The organism is Bacillus sp. SRL543, assembly GCF_984799205.1.
The window spans coordinates 1702241-1721519 of the sequence record NZ_OZ481794.1; the positions used below are offsets into that span (position 1 = coordinate 1702241).

General features: G+C 45.8%; 20 protein-coding genes. 14 read left to right on the plus strand and 6 right to left on the minus strand.

Features of this window, described 5'->3' with window-relative positions; translation table 11 throughout:
• Nucleotides 1–31: 31 nt before the first annotated feature.
• On the plus strand, nt 32–772 hold the full coding sequence (locus AC4E8B_RS08635) for an SDR family NAD(P)-dependent oxidoreductase (RefSeq protein ID WP_490218216.1): 741 nt from the start codon (nt 32–34) through the stop codon (nt 770–772).
• Between the two features lie 204 nt (nt 773–976).
• Here AC4E8B_RS08635 and AC4E8B_RS08640 read toward each other — a convergent pair whose 3' ends face one another.
• Nucleotides 977–1357 (minus strand): PilZ domain-containing protein, encoded by a 381-nt coding sequence (locus AC4E8B_RS08640; RefSeq protein WP_490218218.1) that lies wholly within the window; start codon nt 1355–1357, stop codon nt 977–979.
• A 172-nt stretch (nt 1358–1529) separates the two neighbouring features.
• On the opposite strand from AC4E8B_RS08640, the gene AC4E8B_RS08645 reads away from it, so the two are divergent.
• The 9 genes from AC4E8B_RS08645 (at nt 1530) to AC4E8B_RS08685 (ending at nt 10520) form a co-directional block, all read left to right on the plus strand.
• Entirely contained in the window at nt 1530–2465 is a 936-nt protein-coding gene (locus AC4E8B_RS08645) for an AAA family ATPase (RefSeq protein WP_490218220.1), read from the plus strand.
• Between the two features lies 1 nt (nt 2466).
• A complete protein-coding gene (locus AC4E8B_RS08650; RefSeq protein WP_490218222.1) occupies nt 2467–3660 on the plus strand; it encodes a DUF58 domain-containing protein in 1194 nt (397 codons plus the stop codon).
• Entirely contained in the window at nt 3661–4947 is a 1287-nt protein-coding gene (locus AC4E8B_RS08655) for a TgpA N-terminal domain-containing protein (RefSeq protein ID WP_490218223.1), read from the plus strand. It abuts the gene before it with no gap.
• 55 nt (nt 4948–5002) lie between these two features.
• Nucleotides 5003–5284, plus strand: coding sequence for a hypothetical protein (locus AC4E8B_RS08660; protein ID WP_490218225.1), 282 nt, complete (start codon nt 5003–5005; stop codon nt 5282–5284).
• A 333-nt stretch (nt 5285–5617) separates the two neighbouring features.
• The gene (locus AC4E8B_RS08665) at nt 5618–5884 is read left to right on the plus strand and encodes a phosphocarrier protein HPr (RefSeq protein ID WP_009794289.1); all 267 of its coding nucleotides are present in this window, start codon (nt 5618–5620) and stop codon (nt 5882–5884) included.
• Nucleotides 5884–7599, plus strand: coding sequence for a phosphoenolpyruvate--protein phosphotransferase (ptsP, locus tag AC4E8B_RS08670; RefSeq protein WP_490218227.1), 1716 nt, complete (start codon nt 5884–5886; stop codon nt 7597–7599). The genes AC4E8B_RS08665 and ptsP overlap by 1 nt, the downstream gene beginning before the upstream one ends.
• Nucleotides 7600–8093: 494 nt before the next feature.
• A complete protein-coding gene (locus AC4E8B_RS08675; RefSeq protein ID WP_490218229.1) occupies nt 8094–8876 on the plus strand; it encodes an SDR family oxidoreductase in 783 nt (260 codons plus the stop codon).
• 123 nt (nt 8877–8999) lie between these two features.
• Entirely contained in the window at nt 9000–9458 is a 459-nt protein-coding gene (locus AC4E8B_RS08680) for a hypothetical protein (RefSeq protein WP_490218230.1), read from the plus strand.
• 183 nt (nt 9459–9641) lie between these two features.
• Entirely contained in the window at nt 9642–10520 is an 879-nt protein-coding gene (locus AC4E8B_RS08685; protein ID WP_490218232.1) for an NAD(P)-dependent oxidoreductase, read from the plus strand.
• Nucleotides 10521–10587: 67 nt separating this feature from the next.
• Here AC4E8B_RS08685 and AC4E8B_RS08690 read toward each other — a convergent pair whose 3' ends face one another.
• Nucleotides 10588–11742 carry an aminotransferase A gene (locus tag AC4E8B_RS08690; RefSeq protein ID WP_490218234.1) on the minus strand — a complete coding sequence of 385 codons (1155 nt, stop codon included), beginning with the start codon at nt 11740–11742 and terminating at the stop codon, nt 10588–10590.
• A 240-nt stretch (nt 11743–11982) separates the two neighbouring features.
• On the opposite strand from AC4E8B_RS08690, the gene AC4E8B_RS08695 reads away from it, so the two are divergent.
• Both AC4E8B_RS08695 and AC4E8B_RS08700 read left to right on the plus strand, forming a co-directional pair.
• Entirely contained in the window at nt 11983–12516 is a 534-nt protein-coding gene (locus AC4E8B_RS08695; RefSeq protein ID WP_490218236.1) for an RDD family protein, read from the plus strand.
• A gap of 121 nt (nt 12517–12637) precedes the next feature.
• Nucleotides 12638–13108 (plus strand): DinB family protein, encoded by a 471-nt coding sequence (locus AC4E8B_RS08700; RefSeq protein ID WP_490218237.1) that lies wholly within the window; start codon nt 12638–12640, stop codon nt 13106–13108.
• A 22-nt stretch (nt 13109–13130) separates the two neighbouring features.
• Here AC4E8B_RS08700 and AC4E8B_RS08705 read toward each other — a convergent pair whose 3' ends face one another.
• Complete coding sequence (locus AC4E8B_RS08705) at nt 13131–13739, minus strand: TetR/AcrR family transcriptional regulator (protein ID WP_490218238.1); 609 nt, start codon at nt 13737–13739, stop codon at nt 13131–13133.
• Nucleotides 13740–14004: 265 nt separating this feature from the next.
• On the opposite strand from AC4E8B_RS08705, the gene AC4E8B_RS08710 reads away from it, so the two are divergent.
• Entirely contained in the window at nt 14005–15336 is a 1332-nt protein-coding gene (locus AC4E8B_RS08710) for an MFS transporter (protein WP_490219582.1), read from the plus strand.
• 102 nt (nt 15337–15438) lie between these two features.
• The gene (locus AC4E8B_RS08715; RefSeq protein WP_490218239.1) at nt 15439–16344 is read left to right on the plus strand and encodes a chemotaxis protein; all 906 of its coding nucleotides are present in this window, start codon (nt 15439–15441) and stop codon (nt 16342–16344) included.
• 223 nt (nt 16345–16567) lie between these two features.
• On the opposite strand, the gene AC4E8B_RS08720 is transcribed toward AC4E8B_RS08715, so the two are convergent.
• From AC4E8B_RS08720 to AC4E8B_RS08730, 3 genes are all read right to left on the minus strand, one after another.
• A complete protein-coding gene (locus tag AC4E8B_RS08720; RefSeq protein WP_490218241.1) occupies nt 16568–17062 on the minus strand; it encodes a YkyB family protein in 495 nt (164 codons plus the stop codon).
• 133 nt (nt 17063–17195) lie between these two features.
• Entirely contained in the window at nt 17196–18473 is a 1278-nt protein-coding gene (locus AC4E8B_RS08725; protein ID WP_490218243.1) for an MFS transporter, read from the minus strand.
• Nucleotides 18474–19085 (minus strand): PadR family transcriptional regulator, encoded by a 612-nt coding sequence (locus AC4E8B_RS08730; RefSeq protein WP_490218244.1) that lies wholly within the window; start codon nt 19083–19085, stop codon nt 18474–18476. It abuts the gene before it with no gap.
• Nucleotides 19086–19279: the final 194 nt, after the last annotated feature.

Here is a 19279-nt window from a genome sequence, read left to right on the forward strand (position 1 = left end):
AACTTATATATAGGAAGGGAGACGATGATGGGTGAAGTTCAAAAATAGGACAGTATTCATTACCGGTGGTGCAAATGGCATTGGAAAAGGGATTGCCAGGTCATTTGCTGAAGAAGGTGCAAAGGTAGTTATAGCGGATATAGCTGAAAAGGATGGTGCTGTGCTTCAGGAGGAGCTGGTATCCGAAGGCAGGGAAGCCTATTTTGTGTACACAGATGTAAAGGATGAAAAAAGCGTAATGGCTGCAATGGAACAGACTGCAGCAAAGTATGGAAATATAGATATCCTTATCAATAACGCAGGGATCTCAAAGTTCATACCATTTTCGGAGATGACATTGGATGAATGGGATGAGGTCCTTCAGACCAATCTGCGGAGCGTTTTCCTCTGCAGCAGGGAAGCCGTAAAGCGGATGAAAAATGGAGGATCGATCGTGAACATGGCTTCAACCCGGGCATCTATGTCTGAGCCGGACACAGAGGCTTATTCGGCATCCAAAGGGGGAATCACGAGCATAACTCACGCTCTGGCAAGAACCTTGGCCGGGAAGGGAATCAGGGTTAATTCAATTAGCCCTGGCTGGATTGAAACCCGGCATTACGATGAATTGAGGAAAAAGGACCATAGCCAGCATCTCTCTGGAAGAGTGGGAAAACCCGCTGATATAGCCCGCTGCTGCCTCTACCTTTGCGACCCGGAAAACGATTTTGTTACCGGTGAAAACATCGTGGTCGATGGGGGGATGACCAGGAAAATGATGTACGAGGAGTAGCAGGCTTCCCCTCTAGTTTTTCCGCAGCATGAGGATGCTGAAAATAAAAACAGTTCCTATGAAAATCAGGCAGCTAAAGACATGGGAAAACATATGAAGCCTCCTAGGATGGTTTATTATCATCATAAATGGGGATCATAATATTTCCGTTTCATGAACGTAAAGTTACAGTAAAAAAACTCCGGCCAGGCGGCCGGAGTTTTCTTATCTGGATTTGTAGGAGCCGGCAGCTTTTTTTGCATATTCTTTAAGCTGCTGGATGACTTCAAGGCTTTTTTCGCTGCCTTCTGCAGATACAAAGCCATAAATATTGCTGTTCCAATCGTGCTTTTGCCATACCGGCTCGCCGGTCATGATGATAAGAGAATCGTTAATCATGAAAGAAATTTCCATCAGCAGTTTTTTTTCTCTCACCGGAAGGTCCATGGCAGCCTTGAAACGCAGGCCGTTAGGGCTCAGATCCATAATATCTGCTGTTCCCGGCCTTGTTTCAACAGGTTTATCATCAATTTTCAGTATGCGGAAGGACCCGTGCAGCGGTTTGGGGAATTGAAAACGGAATGGCTCATCGCGTTTATATCTCATACAATCACCTTTTTGAATTTATCTGTTAAATCTTGTAAGTCAATTGAATCACCTGACTGGCTGTTTTGCAACCTTTTTCTGTCAGGGTTAATTCTTTCAATGTGTTGCTATGCTTGTATAATTTCATGTTATATTAAAAAAGACAAAATATTAGAACTATAGAGGTGCCCTTATGCTGGAGAAAATTGAAAAGCTTAAAAGAGAGATAGGCAAGGTGATCGTCGGCCGTGATAAAGAAGCAGAATTGCTGGCCATTTCCCTTATATTCAATGGCCATGTGCTCCTTGAGAGCGTCCCTGGAACAGGCAAGACGCTAATGGCCAAAACCTTTTCTGAAACCTTTGGGGGCAAGTTCTCAAGGATTCAATTTACACCGGACGTACTACCAAGCGATATAACAGGGATCCAATTTTTTAATCCAAAAAGCCAGGAATTTGAGTTTCGCCCGGGGCCTATACTTGCCAACATTGTACTGGCTGATGAAATCAACAGGGCCACCCCAAGGACACAGTCAAGCCTGCTGGAAGCCATGGAAGAGCGCCAGGTAACAATTGACGGCCATACCTTTAAGGCGGAGGAGCCTTTCATGGTGATCGCCACGCAAAATCCCGCAGAGTCGCAGCAAGGGACATTCCCGCTGCCTGCTGCCCAGCTTGACCGCTTTTTCATAAGAGTTAAACTGGGCTATCCCGGTCTTGAAGAGGAAAAAATGATATTGAAAGGTAAAAGAGGGCCAGCAGTCCCAGTAGAACAGGTTTTAAGCCCGCTGGAGCTTGCCGGATTGAGAGAGGCAGCGGAACAGATACATATATCAGAAGAGCTGGAAGGCTATCTCCTCGGCATTGTCAGGAAGACGAGGGAAACACAAGCCATAGAACTTGGGGTCAGCCCAAGGGGCTCGCTTGCCCTGCTCAGGGCTGCAATCGGCGCTGCTCTGTTAAAAGGGAGAAAATATGCCGTCCCTGAGGATATCAAGGAAATGGCGCCATATGTACTGGCACATAGAATTTATCTTACAGCCGAGGCCTCACTTACCAGCACAGAGGAGGAAGTGATCAAACAAATCATAGATTCTGTCGAAGTGCCTGTTGAAGCGGGTGCACGCTAGGATGGAGTGGAAAAAGTATACGGTCGAAAACCGGTCATTGCCGGTGATGGCTGCGCTTGCCCTGCTTCTGGCCCTGTTGAGTCTTTATTTGAATTCAGTCATCTTATTCCTGGTATCCACTCTGTTTTTTTGTATTCTCTTTGCCAATAATTATTATTTGAAGAAAATGGGGGAAGGAGTCGAATTCAGTAATAAAGCTGCCAGGAAACGGATGTTTATTGATGAGCAAAGTGCATGGGAACTGGATTTTCTTAATAATGGCCTTCCGATAATGAATGCCAGGCTGCATGTTTATTTTGATGATATTGCGATTCCTTTAAAGGGGGCGCAGCAGCCGAGATTTTCTAAATATGAGCTTTCCATCCCATTCACGCTGCCAAGAAGAGGGGAATTTTCAGTCCGTATTCCGTTTTCAGCCGGCAGGAGAGGACTGGCAAAAATCCGCAGCATGGAGCTCCGGATTCCGCATTTCTTCGGTTTTGGAGAGACAGTCCTGGAATACAGGAATATAATCAGCCAGGAAGCGCTCATCTACCCGAAAAGGCTGCCTGTAGAGAACAAGGAAGATTTTGTTTCAGCCAAACCAGGGAATGAAGCGGCCAGGCATTCATTGTTTTATGATGTGATGTCTCCTGCCGGCACGAGGAATTATGTGCCGACAGACAGCTTCAATCAAATACACTGGAAAGCTACGGCAAGGAGCCAGAGCATCCAGACTAAAGTATATGAAACGGTTTCTGAAAAAGGCCTGCTGCTTTCACTGAATCTTTCAGAAGGGTATTCCATCACCCCAAGGCTTGAGGAGCTCCTGAGCTGTTCTGCGGAGCTTGCATACACAGCAGCCAAAGAAGGCATTCCCTTTGCAGTATGCATGAATGTCAGGACGGCAGGGCCCATCCCCTTTCAATATATACCCGCCGGGACCGGAAAGGCGCACCTGCAGAAGGTGCTGGAGAGCTTTGCGGTTGCAGGCTATCATTCTGTCCTGTATCCATATGACAAGATGGCTGCCCATTATACAAGGCATTTTGCGCTGCAGCCTTATATCATTCATGGGGGCTCCAAGCCGCAGGCTGGAGAAAAATATTTTATAGAATTGGTACAGAAAGGCTTTTCAGTTCTGGACATGCAGCTCCTGGAGCAGAAAGCCTGCATAAAGCCATTCGCAAAAACGGTTCAAAAAGAGGTGGTATAAATGACAGGAATCAAATGGCATCCTTATACGACGCTTATTTCGGAGGCTGCACTTGCAAGCATGCTGCTCTGCCCTGTATTCATGCCCTCAGGCGACTGGCTGCCGGTATTGTATTCGTTTTCTATCCTGGCCGCATCATCCATGCTGTTTTTCTTCCTGCGGAATGTTGCAGGCAGCAGAGGGAGCATGCTGTTCTTTGCCGCTGTCCTGCCCTTTATCTTCATTGCTGGAACCCTTTTAGGATTTTCCTGGTTTGCGCTGTTATGCTTCGGGGTGCTTGTTTTCTGGCGGACAGAATCTGTGTTTAAAGACCCTGAGGGGAGATCTGAAAGCAATCTCTTTGTGCTGGTTTTCGTTGGCGGTTTTGCCGTTATCCTGGCGGCTGTTTTCCTGGATCGTACATGGATAAGCAAGGTGGTCTGGATGATCGTCATGCAGGAAGCGTTCATTCTTGCTGCAGGATTTTCGTCAAGATTGGCCGCATCAGGGGCATCCCGAAGAAACAAAAGCCTTCTGATCCGTGATTTTGTACTTGCCATGCTGGGGATTTTTGCGGTTGGAGGGGCAGCTGTGCTCGCCATTCCCGCTGTCAGCAGGGGGTTCTTTTTCTTGATGCAGGGCATTGCCTACCTTTTTGGCGCAGCTGCATCGCCATTTTTCCAATGGGCCGAAAAACGCGACTGGAGCGTTCCTTTAAATGAAGAACCTGAAAGCCAGGATCAGCAGCTGGATGAGAGCAGGGAGCAGCCTTTAATGGAAGAACAGGGCCAGGGATTTGAAATGGTATTCGCAGCTGCTGCTGCAGCCTGCCTTATTTTTATCATGTACTATCTATATAAGAAAAGGAAGAAAACTTCAGGTGGCATGATGCAGGATAAGGAGAAATCATATATCACTGTCGAGCGTGAGCCTGGCAGCAATGGAGGGAGAGGCCGCGGAAAAAAACGGGCAGAGGCGCCTTCAGATCCTGTCAGGAGGGAGATATACCAGCTTGAAGCCTACAGTGATAAACTGCAGCTAGGCAGAAGGCAGTCCGAAAGCTTTCCGGAGTGGATGAGAAGAATCGGCCTGCATGTTGACCCTCTTACCAGCAGCATTTACGAAAAAGTAAGGTACGGAGAAAAGCTGGCTGACACTGCTGAAGCTGCAGATTTTCTTGAAGAAATCGCTATTTTGAAAAAAGAAGTGAAGCGGCTTCATCAGAATCTTGTTAAGGAAGGAGAAATATCTTCAGGCAGGTTTCTTGGCATTTTTCAAAAAAAGCAGCTGAAAGGACGCAAATCATAACATCTAAAGAAGCCTCCGGCATATAAATCTAAAAAGCACGGAGGAGGCGGCGGAAATGGTTTTATCAAAACAAGAGCGTCTTTACAGAATCTTGGACCTTGCAGATTCAATACTAGAGCAGCTTGTTGAAGACCGGACTGAATTTGAGGCGAAGGATCTGAAGCAGGCTGCCGAACTGCTTGCAAGATGCGTGAAGGAAATGGCAAAGCTGCAAACACCCGGCAATGAAAACACTTTATATGAGTATGAAGCAGCCATTAACAAATTGAGAGTAAGTTATAATATCCTCTTTTTGGGTAAAGAAAAGAAAACAATGGCAAATGAAAGCGTTTCATAAAAAAAATACCCGCAATTCCTTAAAAAATAAGGCATTAACGTTGTCTAAGACGGGAGGAAATGCTATTCTTTTTTTTGAGATGTTGGTTGTCTGATGACTTGAAAAAAGGCGACTAAACTATACTTAATTTCATACATGAATAAACCATAGATGGAAAAAATACTATTGCGTGGACAAATAGATGCAATATGTACTGGCGCTTTCGGCCTGTTCCATTTAGAACGGAATGCGGCTTTCATGGGCGTTTCCGGCAACTGCTTAGATTAAGTTAGTAGGCAACAAACTCATATACATCTTGCTATGATCAATTAATTTTAAAGGAGACTGATCTCAATGGTTGAAAAACAATTTAAAGTAACGGCTGAAACTGGAATCCATGCTCGTCCAGCTACATTATTGGTTCAAACTGCAAGCAAGTTCGATTCAGATGTGCATTTAGAATATAAAGAAAAAAAGGTTAACCTAAAGTCTATCATGGGTGTTATGTCTCTTGGTGTCGGCCAGGGCGCTGATATTAAGATCATTGCTGAAGGAAACGACGAAGCTGAGGCTGTAAAAGCACTTGAAGATACTTTAACCAAAGAAGGACTTGCTGAATAATGAGCTTTCTACAGGGAATTGCAGCTTCAAGCGGTATTGCGATTGCTAAAGCATACCGTTTGGTAGAACCTGATCTGTCTTTCAGCAAAAAGACGGTTGAGGATGCAGACAGTGAAGCGGGCCGCTTTCAGCAGGCTTTGGCCACTTCCAAATCAGAGCTTGAGGCAATCAGGGCAAAAGCGGAAAAAGACCTGGGCGCAGATAAAGCGGCCATCTTTGATGCACATCTCCTGGTACTCAGCGATCCAGAATTAATATCACCCATCGAAGACAAAATCAAGACAGAAAAAGTGAATGCTGAACAGGCATTGAAGGAAACAGCTGACATGTTCGTCAGCATGTTCGAACAAATGGATAATGAGTATATGAAAGAACGCGCAGCAGACATCCGCGATGTCACTAAGCGTGTGCTTTCCCATTTGCTTGGAGTCCAGGTCGTCAATCCCAGCATGATTGCCGAAGAAGTCATCATCATTGCGGAAGACTTGACGCCGTCTGACACTGCGCAATTGAACAGGCAGTTTGTTAAAGGATTTACCACTGATATCGGCGGAAGGACCTCCCATTCAGCCATCATGGCCCGTTCAATGGAAATACCTGCGGTTGTCGGCACAAAGACAGCTACAGAGGAAATCCAGAATGGCGATATGGTGATCGTGGACGGTCTTACTGGCCAGGTTCACGTGAATCCTACACCTGAGGCGATTGAAAGCTACAAAAAGCAAAATGCTGCTTTTGAAGCACAAAAAGCCGAATGGGCCAAGCTTGTCAACGAAAAGACGCTATCTGCCGATGGCCATCATGTGGAACTGGCAGCCAATATCGGTACGCCCAAGGATCTTAAAGGAGTCATTAATAATGGCGGGGAAGCTGTGGGCCTCTACCGTACAGAATTCCTTTATATGGGCAGGGACCAGCTTCCGACAGAGGAAGAGCAGTTTGAAGCCTATAAAGCTGTCCTTGAAGGAATGGAAGGAAAGCCTGTTGTAGTCCGTACACTGGATATCGGCGGGGATAAAGAGCTTCCTTACCTGAACCTCCCGAAGGAAATGAATCCTTTCCTTGGCTTCCGTGCGATCCGTCTGTGCCTCGAAGAACAGGATATCTTCCGCACGCAGCTGAGAGCCTTGCTGAGAGCGAGCTCTTACGGCAATCTGAAGATCATGTTCCCGATGATCGCTACTCTGGATGAATTCCGCCAGGGGAAAGCTATCCTTGAAGAGGAAAAGCAAAAGCTTGCATCCGAAGGCGTGAAAACAGCTGATAAGATTGAGCTTGGCATCATGGTCGAAATTCCATCGACTGCTGTTCTTGCCGATCAGTTTGCCAAAGAGGTGGACTTCTTCAGCATCGGCACGAACGATCTGATCCAGTATACAATGGCAGCTGACAGGATGAATGAAAGGGTATCTTATTTATACCAGCCATATAATCCGGCCATTCTGCGCCTTGTGAAAATGGTGATCGATGCAGCTCATAAAGAAGGAAAATGGGCTGGCATGTGCGGTGAGATGGCAGGGGATGAGACCGCCATCCCGCTTCTGCTCGGCCTCGGTTTGGACGAGTTCTCCATGAGTGCCACATCCATTCTGAAAGCACGCTCGCAAATTCTCCGCCTGTCAAGGGAAGAAATGAAAGAGCTTGCCCAAAAGGCGCTTCAGATGGGGACAGCAGAGGAAGTAGTGGCAGCTGTAAAGCAGGCCACACAAAAATAAAACTTTTTTTGAAAAAAGGTTTTAAGCAGATAAACACGGGGAATATTCAGAGTAAGCACTTAAGCAAGATGCAAGTAAGCTGATCATTCTCATTTTCCCCCCTTACTGACCGACTGGCGATGCCAGTCGGTATTTTTTTGTCCAATAGTGGCTCCGCCATAAGAAGAAGAGAGAATTCAGACCAGAGGAGGAGCCAAATCCATCCTCTTGATTGTTACTGATCCGTTTCAAAGTTTTTATAATAAAAACATAAGAAACGGAAGGATGCTGATAAAAATGATTAGCATGATCATCAGCTTTTTTATTGAAGACAGATATTACCAGTTGAAAGAGAAACAGAGGAATGAATTGTATATGTCACAAAGCCCATTTTTAAGCAGGGTCCTCCATTGAGCCGGACAGAGTGCCGGCAGGATGCCTGATGCACCATCTGTGTAATTTGCCTGTATATTCTGTATAATGTTGCTATAAATAAATGTACAGGAGGCTGACTAATGGAATTGAACCTAAAAGGAAAAACGGCGCTTGTCGCTGCTTCCAGCCAGGGGCTGGGAAAGGCAATCGCAGAGGCGCTTCTGCAAGAAGGCGCGAATGTTATGCTGGCAAGCAGGGATGAAGCAAAGCTGAAGGAAGTTAAGTCAGAGCTTGAGAATCTGGGCGGTGAGGTAGAGTTCATACGTGCAGACGTCACTTCTGAAAACGATATAAAGAATATGGTGAAATCTGCAGCAGACCGTTTTGGAGGGATTGATATCCTGGTCAATAATGCAGGAGGCCCGCCATCCGGCTCCTTTGAATCTCTTTCTGATGAACAGTGGGTTCATTCTTTCGAGCTTAACCTGCTCTCCTATGTGCGAATTATAAGGGAAGCGTTGCCTCACCTGAAGAAAAACGGCGGAAAAATCATTAATATGGCTTCTTCCTCCATTAAAGAGCCGATTCCAGGCCTGGTGCTGTCCAATACATTCAGGACAGGGATAGTTGGGCTTTCCAAGACTTTGGCAGAGGAATTTGCTCCATACGGCATCCTTGTGAATACACTGGCACCGGGCAGGATCGACACGGACAGGGTGAAGCATCTGGATCAGGTGAATGGTGAAAAAGCGGGTGTTTCCCCTGAGGAGATGAAGGAGAAATCAAAAAAATCCATCCCGCTCAATCGCTATGGAACACCAGAGGAGTTTGCAAAGGTTGCTGTTTTTCTGGCATCGGATGCAAATACTTATATGACAGGAAGCTCTTTTCTTGTGGATGGGGGCATGGTTAAATCGATCTAAAGAGAAGGCCGGGAGAGATCCCGGCTTTTTCTGTGGTCTGAAAGGGGTGGAATTTTCCCTTTTTGGAAATTAGCGTTTAAGATAGCAGACTATAGGAAATGGTAATGGCAAGGAGGTGTGTTTATGAAACGATTGGTCCCGCTCCTCTTCCTATTGTCTGCGGCCATTCTGCCAGGCTGCATGCCTGCAGACGAAAAGGCGATTGTAAACAAGCATGCAGAAGCTTATTTGACGAACCAGAATGAGCTTCAGTTCCGCTTTAAGCTTAACAGCCGGATCTTAAGCGGGGAAGAGCTGTTCAAGGTAAAGGTATTAATACATAACCAAAGGCTTGCAAAGGCGCTCGGTACAAAAGAAATAATCTACGGCGCAGATTCTGTTTATGATGGACAGTATATGGAAGCTGAAGAAGATGGCGGAGAGAAAATGGTATATATGGATCCAATCCCTCTTCAGCAAGATTTGCTCTCCTCGGATATTGAAAGGATGATTTCATCCGATCAGGCTGTTTCGGTCGAAGTGTTTAATGATCAAAAAGTTATTGCGGAAGCTTATCTGACCAACTTTTCAACTCAATTTTAAGGTTTGCTTTCCTGCTAAGCGGGTAAAGAGCTTTACGCGCATAAAATTGGGGATAGACCAGGCAGCAGCTGCCTGGTCTTTTGTCATTTTATCAGAGAGGGGCAGCAGCAGGACTTGAGGAAAGCTGATCTATTGCCGATATGCTACAATCTAAATTAGACATAAGCAGAGAGGGGAATGGAAATGGTGTCATCTGAAAATACAACCATCGGCTTCATCGGCACAGGGGTCATGGGGAATAGCATGGCTAAGAATCTGCTTAAGGCAGGCTATTCACTGGCTGTGTATACGAGAACAAAATCAAAGGCCGAAGAGCTCTTGGAACTGGGGGCCAAATGGGCAGATTCCCCCCGGAGAATAGCCGAAACTTCCAATGTGATCATTACGATCGTTGGCTATCCAAAGGATGTAGAAGAGATTTATCTGGGGGAAGAAGGCCTGATGGCAAACGGGAAAGAGCATACATATTTGATTGATATGACGACATCTACTCCCACTTTGGCCAAAGAAATTTATGAAGCAGCCCGACAGAAAGGGATGAAGGCCATTGATGCACCTGTTTCGGGCGGCGATATCGGCGCGCGGGATGGGATGCTGTCCATCATGGCAGGGGGTGAAAAAGAAGACTTTGAGACTTTGCTTCCTTTGCTGGAGGTGCTTGGAAGCAATATTGTATACCAGGGACCGGCTGGAGCGGGCCAGCATACGAAGATGTGCAATCAAATCGCCATTGCATCCAATATGATCGGCGTCAGTGAAGCTATTGTCTATGCAGAAAAGGCAGGGCTGGATCCAGAGACAGTGCTGAAAAGCATTTCTGCAGGAGCAGCCGGCAGCTGGTCATTGTCCAATCTGGCTCCAAGAATGATAGAAGGAGACTTCGAGCCGGGTTTTTATATAAAGCATTTTCTGAAAGATATGACTATCGCCCTTGAAGAAGCAAGGCAAATGGGCATGGATACTCCCGGACTTTCTCTTTCAGAATCGCTTTACAGAGAGCTTGCTGAAAAAGGGGAAGAAGAAAGCGGAACACAGGCCCTTTACAAGCATTGGAAGAAATAAAGGAATTCTGCCCAGGAGGATTCAAAAAGGAAACCCGCAGTCAAAGGATTGCGGGTTTCCTGCAATTTTAACTGTCCAGTCTGCCAAGATAGGCTTCAAGCCTGTCGAGCCCTTCTTTCAGTGTATCCGGCGAATACGCAAAGGAAAGGCGGAAATAACCTTCTCCGTACTCCGAAAATGAACTTCCAGGAACGAAAGCGACTTTTACCTCGTTGACAAGCTTCAGGCAGAAATCAAAAGAAGTAATATTTTTTTCCGGAATCTTGACGAAAAAGTAGAAGGCACCGTCCGGTTTGACAACGTCAAGCCCCATATTTTCCAGGCGGCCGTAAACATAATCCCTTCTTGACAGATACTCCTCCCTCATAGGGATAGCATCATCGATTCCTTCTGTCAGAGCCTCCAGAGCGGCCATCTGGGAGATGGAAGAAGCGCAGGTGACATTATACTGATGCACCTTCAGGATATGCTTTGCTATGGCTTCCGGCGCAAACAGCAGGCCGATTCTCCAGCCTGTCATGGAGTGCGACTTTGACAGTCCGTTAATGACGATAGTCTGCTCCCTCAGCAGGGAAGATATCGATGTATGAGGCCTGCCATAGTTAAGCTCGCTGTATATTTCGTCGGCCAGGATAAAGATGTCCCTGCCTTTTACAAGATCCGCTATTTCTGACAATTCTTCATCCGTAAGGCTGACGCCGGTCGGGTTCGAAGGATAAGGCAAAACGATGCAGCGGGTCTTCGGGCTGAGATGCCCGCGGATGACATCTGCAGTAAAACGGAACCGGCTCTCCCTTATATCAGCATATACGGGTACTGCGCCGCACAGCTTGATAATCGGTTCGTACCCTGGATAGACCGGACCGGGAAGGATGACTTCAGCACCTTCCTCAAGAATGGTGCGGAATGCAATGTCGATCGCTTCGCTGGCGCCTGTTGTCACAATGACTTCATTATCCGGATTGTAATTCATCTTATATTTTTTCTGAACAAATGAGGCAGCCGCTTTTCTGAGCCTGATATCCCCGGCATTGTGTGTGTAAGATGTAAAGCCGCTGTCAATCGCTCTTTTGGCTGCATCCCTGACATGTTGGGGAGTCGGGAAATCCGGCTGTCCAATTGTGAGTGAGATCATGTCCTTTGTCCCTGCAACCATATTGAAGAATTTCCTGATGCCCGATATTTCAATCTTTTGCACGTTTTTATTTATCAAATGCTCCAAAATATGTACCTCCTACAGAAAGTGCTGGAGAGAAGATGTTGCCCAGCTATGCTAATCAATAGCAATATTTTATCAGATTTAACGAATTGTAACCATGCAGGCTGTTTGGCATATAGAGTTTAGGGGTAAAAGTTTATGGTTTGATATTCCAATTATGGTTTATTTAAGGATAAATCAGCTATTGAATATCGGCGTGGAAACCTTTAACATGGAATTGATAATGGTAAGGGAGGTATTTTAGTGGAGGCAGCATTTGAAAAACAAAATTATTCAGAACCAAAGGAGTATGGGGGTTTTTGGCTCAGATTCGGAGCCTACCTGATTGACAGTATCATAGTAGGGATTCCAATCGCCATTATAACAGCTATCATTTTTGTCGTCTTTCTTGGCACCTCAGATTCTGTCATGTCATCGTTCACCGATCCGGCATATATGGAATCCGGAGAGATGACAGATGCGGAGGCCATGGACTTCATCGCCCGCTACTTCGGGGCATTGCTGCTGACTTTACTAATCGGCACAGTAGTCGCAGTAGCTTATTTTGCAGGGATGCACGCATCTAAATGGCAGGCTACCTTAGGGAAGAAGCTTGTCGGCCTGAAAGTGACGGACCTTCGCGGCAACAGGATTACTTTCTGGAGAGCGCTTGGCAGATACATGGCCAAAGCCTTTTTATCACAAATATTGCTGATAGGTTATATTTTGGCCGCATTTACGGAAAGAAAGCAGTCGCTGCATGACATGATTGCCGGCACGGTTGTTGTAAGAAACTGAGAGCGATAAGGTTGTTGGAAAAAGGGCATCAGCACTTATGGCTGCCCTTTTTTTCATGGGAAAAAGGATTTTATAAGCAAGATGCTGAATTTATTAACTAGTAAGAGGAGGTGCATCATAAGTGAAGAAAGAAGATTTGATTGAACATAATAAAAGTATTTCAGAATGGGTCCTTTCTCTAAAAGAAGAGGATGATGAGGCATGGCTTATGCCGACAGCCGAGGGTAAATGGCCCCCGGCTGCCATTGTCAGCCATATGCTGTTCTGGGATCAATATTCCTTGACCGAAAGATTTCCATACTTTGCAGAAGGCGCCAAGCTTCCTCAGTTCCCGGACTTTCAAAAAATTAATGATCAAGCAGAAGATTACGCTTTTAATGGGGCCGCCAGAGAAGAAATTCTCAGCAGGTTTGCCGAAACGAGGGCCAGAGTCATCCAATTAATTGAAGGCCTGGCAGACAGCGACCTTGACAAAGAATTCTTCATTGGCGGCAATAAACTTTCGGCAAGAGAATATTTCATGGATTTCGCTGAACATGATCTTCACCATAAAAAGCAGATCGATCAGCTGTTGAATGAGCGGCACAGCTAGACTTTTCTCCGTGAAAAAGTAATCAGCTGTTCTGCGGATGCTGGCCGTTCTTCAATCTGAAAAGGTAAAGCCCAGCCATACTGGCCATTAGTTCTTCCAGTGATTCCTGCTCATAATGATGGACCCAATGAAAAAGGGTTCCAAAAAATGAGTTCACAATCATCTGTGCAAATGGCTCAGCATCTATGGAACGGGAAAATTCGTTGGATTCCTGGCCCTCCTTAATCATGCTGGCCAGGAAATCCTTGAAAAAGCCGGACATTTTAAGCTCGGAATGCTGAAAGTCTTTCTGAACCGTCATAATATGAAAAATGGATAAAAGCAGATTCGGGCCATATTCTTCATTGACCGCGGCCATTTTGCTGAAGAGTGCCATAAACGCTGCCTCTATGCTTGAGCAGGATTCGTATTCCGATTTAAAATCCTTCAGCAGAGCTAATTGATGGGATCCGATTGCGTGCAGCGCCGCTTCTTTGGATGTGAAATAATTAAAGAATGTCCCCTTGGCTACACCGGCATGATTGCTGATTTGCTGAACGGTTGTGTTTTGAAATCCCTGCTTTTTGAATAATTCGATCGCACTGTCAAATAAAAGCTGTTTTGTCTGTTCTTTTTGTTCCTTCCTCCTCATCGTTCCCCACCTTTAAATTAATTCCTGTCATTATACCATACCCGTCTTGAATAATTATTGAAAAACTTAAATTAATATGAGTTATGCTTCTTTGTAAATTAATTGTAAAACGAAAGGTATTTTGTCCTAAGACCTTGAATATAAGATGGATGGGGAGAGGAGGGGGAAGGGGAAAGAAGCTGTTTACCAGCCTGAGAAGCAGGTATACAATGATACTGGGAATAAAAAAAGAGAAAACGAAAATAGAAAAAAAGGGGTTGTAGGGATGCCTGCACTGGAAAAAAAGCAGACAGCTAAGACAGGGAGCGGGATAAGCCCTTGGAAGCTGTATTTTACACTTCCTGTCATTTCCTGGGCTTTATACGATTTTGCCAATACGATATTTTCATCCAATATCAATACTATTTTCTTTCCGTTTTATCTGGATGAAGTGGTCGGGACGAGCGAGGTGCTCGATCAGATTGCCAGCACTTTTATCTCTTATTCAAACGCAGTTGCAAGTTTCTTTTTAGTTTTATTTTCGCCGTTATTCGGTGTCATGATTGATAGGACCGGAAGGAAAAAGAAATACATTGTCATTTTCACGCTCATTTCCGTGGCGGCCATCATACTGATGGGGGTTTTTGCCGGAAGCAGCATGGACAGTACCATACTGGGGCTCCCAATGTCCCTCGCACTCGTTGTGGTGTCCTTTGTGATAGCCAAGTTCTTTTTCCATTCCAGCCTGGTTTTCTATGATTCTATGATTACAGATATAGGAACAAAGGAGAACATCCCCCTCATTTCCGGCTTTGGAGTTGCTGTCGGGTATATCGGTACATTAGTGGGGCTCACTGTCTATCCTTTTATAGGAGATGACAATTTTCATGAAGCTTTCATTCCCACCGGAATCATGTTCCTGGTATTTTCCCTGCCGCTTTTTTTCTTTGTAAAAGACAATCCGAAGCCGCAGGCTAAAACAGGGAAACAATCTTTTCTGTCCGGATACAGGGAAATCTACCAAACCTTTAAAGAGATGAAGCTGTATAAACCGGTCTTCACCTTCATGATTGCCTATTTCTTTCTTAATGACGCGATAGCCACCACTATTGCCATGATGGCAATCTATGCGAAAGCGATCATTGGCTTTTCCACTGGCCAATTCATCCTGCTGTATCTGGTGTCCACCTTATCAAGCATCATAGGATCCTTTATTTTTGGCTATATCACGAAAGCAAAGGGAGCGAACAAGGCAGTCAAATATGTCGGCATCCTGCTGCTGGCAGCCCTTATAATAGCCACTTTTGCTGTGAACGAAGCTATGTTCTGGGCAGCAGGAAGCATGTTTGGCATTTCCCTCGGGGCAATGTGGGTGACAACCAGGACGTATATTGTCGAGCTGACGCCCGAAGATAAAAGGGGCCAGTTCTTCGGGCTGTTTGCCTTTTCCGGAAAGGTTTCGTCCATCATCGGTCCTGTCCTTTACGGAAGCATCACGCTCATTTTTGCAGACTGGGGAGATATTGCCAGCCGGATGGCGCTGGGATCGCTCATGATTCTCACTATTATCGGCCTTATCGTCCATTCAAAAATCCAGCAGCCGGCTGACGTGCAATAGCAGGGCTGATAAATGGATCAATCAGTTAAGCGCTGTTAAACAGCGATGGTTTCCTGCCGATATAAAGGTTGAGATCAGTTTTTGAAGAGGGCAGGAGATTAAATGGAACACAATAATGGTATTTTGCTGGAAAGCGGTACGAATGAACTTGAAATCGTCGAGTTTACAGTTGGCAGCAATAAATTCGGAATCAATGTCATAAAGGTGAAGGAAATTATCAATCCTTTGCCAATCGTTCAGATTCCCCGGTCACACAAAAATGTAGAGGGGATCATTGAGCTGCGCGGAGAGGTCCTTCCAGTCATCAATGTCGCAGAGGCTCTCGGGCTTGCCGCAGGCGGGAGTCCGGAAACCGATAAATATATCGTGGCAGAATTCAACCAGCAGAAGGTTGTATTCCATGTCCAGAACGTTACCCAGATCCATCGGATATCATGGGATAAAATCGAGAAGCCATCAGAGCTGTATCAGGGAGCGGAGAGCCAGATCATCGGGGTCGTCAAAATAAATGGCGACATGGTATTATTGCTCGATTTTGAAAAAATTGTAGTAGATATCAATCCCGATTCAGGGATCAATGTCCAAAAGGTGCAAAAGCTTGGTAAAAGAGAGCGCAGCACCAAGAAGCTTATCGTGGCAGAAGATTCTCCCCTTCTCCGAAAGCTCTTGCACGATACCCTTGCTGAAGCAGGCTTTCAATACGTGGATTTCTTCGAAAATGGGCGGGATGCACTCGAATATCTTCAGAAGCTGGAAGAGGAAGGCAAGAATCTCAAAGAGGAAGTCCAGCTGGTCATAACGGATATAGAGATGCCGCAGATGGACGGCCATCATTTGACGAAGCGCATTAAATCAAGCCAGTCCTTCGGAGAGCTGCCTGTCATCATTTTTTCCTCTTTGATCACCGATGATTTGCGTCATAAAGGGCAAATGGTCGGGGCGGATGCCCAGGTTAGCAAGCCCGAAATTGGTGAGCTTGTACTATTGATCGATAAGCATGCATTATGACGGCAAACAAAAAAAGACATCTGCGGATGTCTTTTTTGTTTGCGCGGGACTTGGTGCTTTAAGTTCGTGCCTTTATTGAGCAAGGCTTTTCGCATTTCGATTTGTCCAGCTTCAGCGGCTAGCCCCTCGAGTCATAAGCCAATCAGGCCAGAAGGTTAAAGAACAACCTTCCGTCCTGCTCGTCTTATGCTTGTCGGGGCTGAGCAAGCGCCCTCCGCTTTTCTTAGTAGCTTTCTCCCAGTTTCTTGAAAACGGGTTTTTGGTATTTCTTCTTATTATCATGCTGGCTTTCCGATTCTTCCTTTAATCCTGTATAAGAAGACAGGAGTTTTTTTGCTTGTCCGAGGGGAAGCCGTGTTTTAGGATTGCGCACAAAGGAATCAAGCTTCCCGAGATGGGGGAGGTCCTCGAAATCTTTCTTGGCAGGAGGGATGTGGAAGGTATAGCTCCCGCACTCCACCAGGACGTCTGACTGCTGCTGGCTGTACTTTGGATTGCCGGAGTAGTGAAGGCCAATTTTGCGGGCATCTCCGTTCTTGATCAGCTTCAGGATCGCTTCGAGCTTCAGTTTATATAAAAACTTAGGGTTTGTCGCAGTTTTCGCATGGCGGTTCACAGTGAAGATGGCTTGAGAGAGGTTTTCAACCGTTGGATGCAACCGGGGGGGCTGATTTCTATCCGAATTCAATGTTTTGGCTCCTTTCCAATCTTTAAACATAATAGAAAACATTGTACCAGTTTTTTCTGCAGATTAAAAGTCATGTCTTCCATAAATCTGCCAGAGGAAGAGATATACTTCATTATACCTCTTCCTTCTGGTATTTGGAAAGATTATGATGTATCGCTTTTTATCAGACGGAGTGACTGATTGATTTCTCCGGAGCTGACGCTTTAAGCTTCTTCAGAACGTACAGCAGCACTAGAGCCCCCATTAGGCAAGTGGCGCTTCCGGCACCAGCCATAACATAAGATACCCCCCATAATTTGGCCAGAAGGGCTCCCGCAGCAGGGGCAATCAGCATTGCGAAGGTCTGCAGACCCATGGCCGCAGCAGATACCCTGCCCATCATATTCTGCGGCGTTTCTGACTGAAGCACATAACCGTATGGAACAGCTTCTCCTGCTCCGAAGAAGCCGAGCAGGAAGGCGCCTGCAAGCCAGACTATTTGGGGGAGATCAAGGATGCCGAAGCTGCCTAAACCAACCAGGATAATAAAAAGTCCGCTGATAAATGCTGATGCAGACATCAAATGGATCGGGGCCTTTTTCCAGAAAGTCCATTTTCCGAGAGCCAGTGACCCTGCAACACTGCCTAGGCCGACCGCACTGATCAGGAAGGTAAAGCTTTCTTTCGTGAAGCCGAGATTTTTGGCAACAAAAATGAACAGTCCATCATATAGGAAAATGATGAAGAAAGCGGCAGAAGACAGGAGGATGGAAATTTTCAAAAGCCGTGTATTGGCTATATGCCTGATGCCAGCTGCGAAATCTGTCCAATAGCCGGGATTCTCTTCAGGCGCGCCTTTTTCGATGGATGCTCCATCTGCAGGCAATCCTTTGGATGCCGGCAGCGATGCCAGGAATAAGATGCTGACCAGGAAACCGGCAGCTTCAAAAATAAACGGGCTCTTTGTTCCGAATAGAGCCATCAGGAGACCTCCAAGTGCCGGTCCTGCAATTTTCATGGTATTCACTGACAGCTGGCTCAGAGTTACAGCCTCCGGGAGCTTTTCTTCGGCCACAATTGCCCGGATCATGCTTTGCCTTGCCGGGTCATAAAGAGCAGCAGCAACCCCCTTTAAAAAGACAAACACGAGCAGCACGTACAAATTCGGCGACCAGAATAGGCCTGCGACAAATAAAATTTTGAATAACATACAAATCATCATCAAGGCTTTCTTCGGCATCCTGTCAACAAACACACTTGCGAACGGCCCGATCAGGACCCATGGAATGCCTAGAGTGATGATGACGGCTGCGATGGCTGATTCGCCAAGTCCCCAATAATAAACAACGATGACCTGCAATGCAACAAAATCCAGCCAATTTCCCAAATCTGAAAAGACCTGTGCTCCAAAAAGGGAACGGAAGGCTTTATCTTTCAACGGGGAGAAAATGCCGTTCTTCATTTATTCTTCCTCCGATTTCAGTCCAAGCGATTCCCTGCGCCTGGCCAGCATTTTATTCTCTGCCCCGGTTGGATCCTGGCCTTCCGGCAATTCCCCGGCATTTAATATTGATATGCTCTCGTCTATCCATCTCAGCTCCGTCTCCAGCCGCATCTCTGCATAGCGGATCGACAGCATGCCTATACTGCTTACATAGGAGATCCCGTTCCTTGGCCATGCTTTCACAAAATCCAGGATATCTTCGGATTCGCGTTTTCTTTTCTCGAGATGGCTGATTAAATGGCGGGTATCCATATCCTTGTGCCAGGTGCTCATTTTCATGAACAGTTCATCTTTGATGGCCGGGTATGCAGGCGGAGTGCACAGCCACTCTTCAAATTCCTGCCAGCCTTTTTCCGTCAGTTCATATAATTTTTTATTCCTGCCGTTTTCCTCTTTTTCCATTGAAAATACATAGCCTTCTTCCTCCAGCTTTTTCAGCTTCGGATAAATGCTTCCATAGCTCATGCCCCAATAGAGGCCGGCAGCTTTATGTTCAAATTCGGATTTAATATCATAGCCTGAGCTGGGCCAAAAACTGAGAACTGCAAGTAAGCTGTGTTCGGTTGACAATATAATCCCTCCATATATCATATTGATGTATCAGTTTGATATATCAACATGATACATTGGTTAGGATTAAATTACAATAGGCATTTGTTTTTTACAGGTGATAATTTGGAAGTCAGGAAGACTTATATAAAGTCATCAGATTTTTAGTGAGAATGGATTAAAATTGCATACAGCCTATATTTCTTTATCAAAAT

What these genes read in the sequence shown, in the direction of transcription:
- AC4E8B_RS08675 (WP_490218229.1), top strand. Translation starts at nt 8,094, where the DNA reads ATGGAATTGAACCTAAAAGGAAAAACGGCGCTTGTCGCTGCTTCCAGC.
- AC4E8B_RS08725 (WP_490218243.1), bottom strand. Translation starts at nt 18,473, where the DNA reads ATGAAGAACGGCATTTTCTCCCCGTTGAAAGATAAAGCCTTCCGTTCC.
- ptsP (WP_490218227.1), top strand. Translation starts at nt 5,884, where the DNA reads ATGAGCTTTCTACAGGGAATTGCAGCTTCAAGCGGTATTGCGATTGCT.
- AC4E8B_RS08650 (WP_490218222.1), top strand. Translation starts at nt 2,467, where the DNA reads ATGGAGTGGAAAAAGTATACGGTCGAAAACCGGTCATTGCCGGTGATG.
- AC4E8B_RS08705 (WP_490218238.1), bottom strand. Translation starts at nt 13,739, where the DNA reads ATGAGGAGGAAGGAACAAAAAGAACAGACAAAACAGCTTTTATTTGAC.
- AC4E8B_RS08710 (WP_490219582.1), top strand. Translation starts at nt 14,005, where the DNA reads ATGCCTGCACTGGAAAAAAAGCAGACAGCTAAGACAGGGAGCGGGATA.
- AC4E8B_RS08640 (WP_490218218.1), bottom strand. Translation starts at nt 1,357, where the DNA reads ATGAGATATAAACGCGATGAGCCATTCCGTTTTCAATTCCCCAAACCG.
- AC4E8B_RS08665 (WP_009794289.1), top strand. Translation starts at nt 5,618, where the DNA reads ATGGTTGAAAAACAATTTAAAGTAACGGCTGAAACTGGAATCCATGCT.
- AC4E8B_RS08685 (WP_490218232.1), top strand. Translation starts at nt 9,642, where the DNA reads ATGGTGTCATCTGAAAATACAACCATCGGCTTCATCGGCACAGGGGTC.
- AC4E8B_RS08655 (WP_490218223.1), top strand. Translation starts at nt 3,661, where the DNA reads ATGACAGGAATCAAATGGCATCCTTATACGACGCTTATTTCGGAGGCT.
- AC4E8B_RS08645 (WP_490218220.1), top strand. Translation starts at nt 1,530, where the DNA reads ATGCTGGAGAAAATTGAAAAGCTTAAAAGAGAGATAGGCAAGGTGATC.
- AC4E8B_RS08720 (WP_490218241.1), bottom strand. Translation starts at nt 17,062, where the DNA reads ATGTTTAAAGATTGGAAAGGAGCCAAAACATTGAATTCGGATAGAAAT.
- AC4E8B_RS08660 (WP_490218225.1), top strand. Translation starts at nt 5,003, where the DNA reads ATGGTTTTATCAAAACAAGAGCGTCTTTACAGAATCTTGGACCTTGCA.
- AC4E8B_RS08680 (WP_490218230.1), top strand. Translation starts at nt 9,000, where the DNA reads ATGAAACGATTGGTCCCGCTCCTCTTCCTATTGTCTGCGGCCATTCTG.
- AC4E8B_RS08715 (WP_490218239.1), top strand. Translation starts at nt 15,439, where the DNA reads ATGGAACACAATAATGGTATTTTGCTGGAAAGCGGTACGAATGAACTT.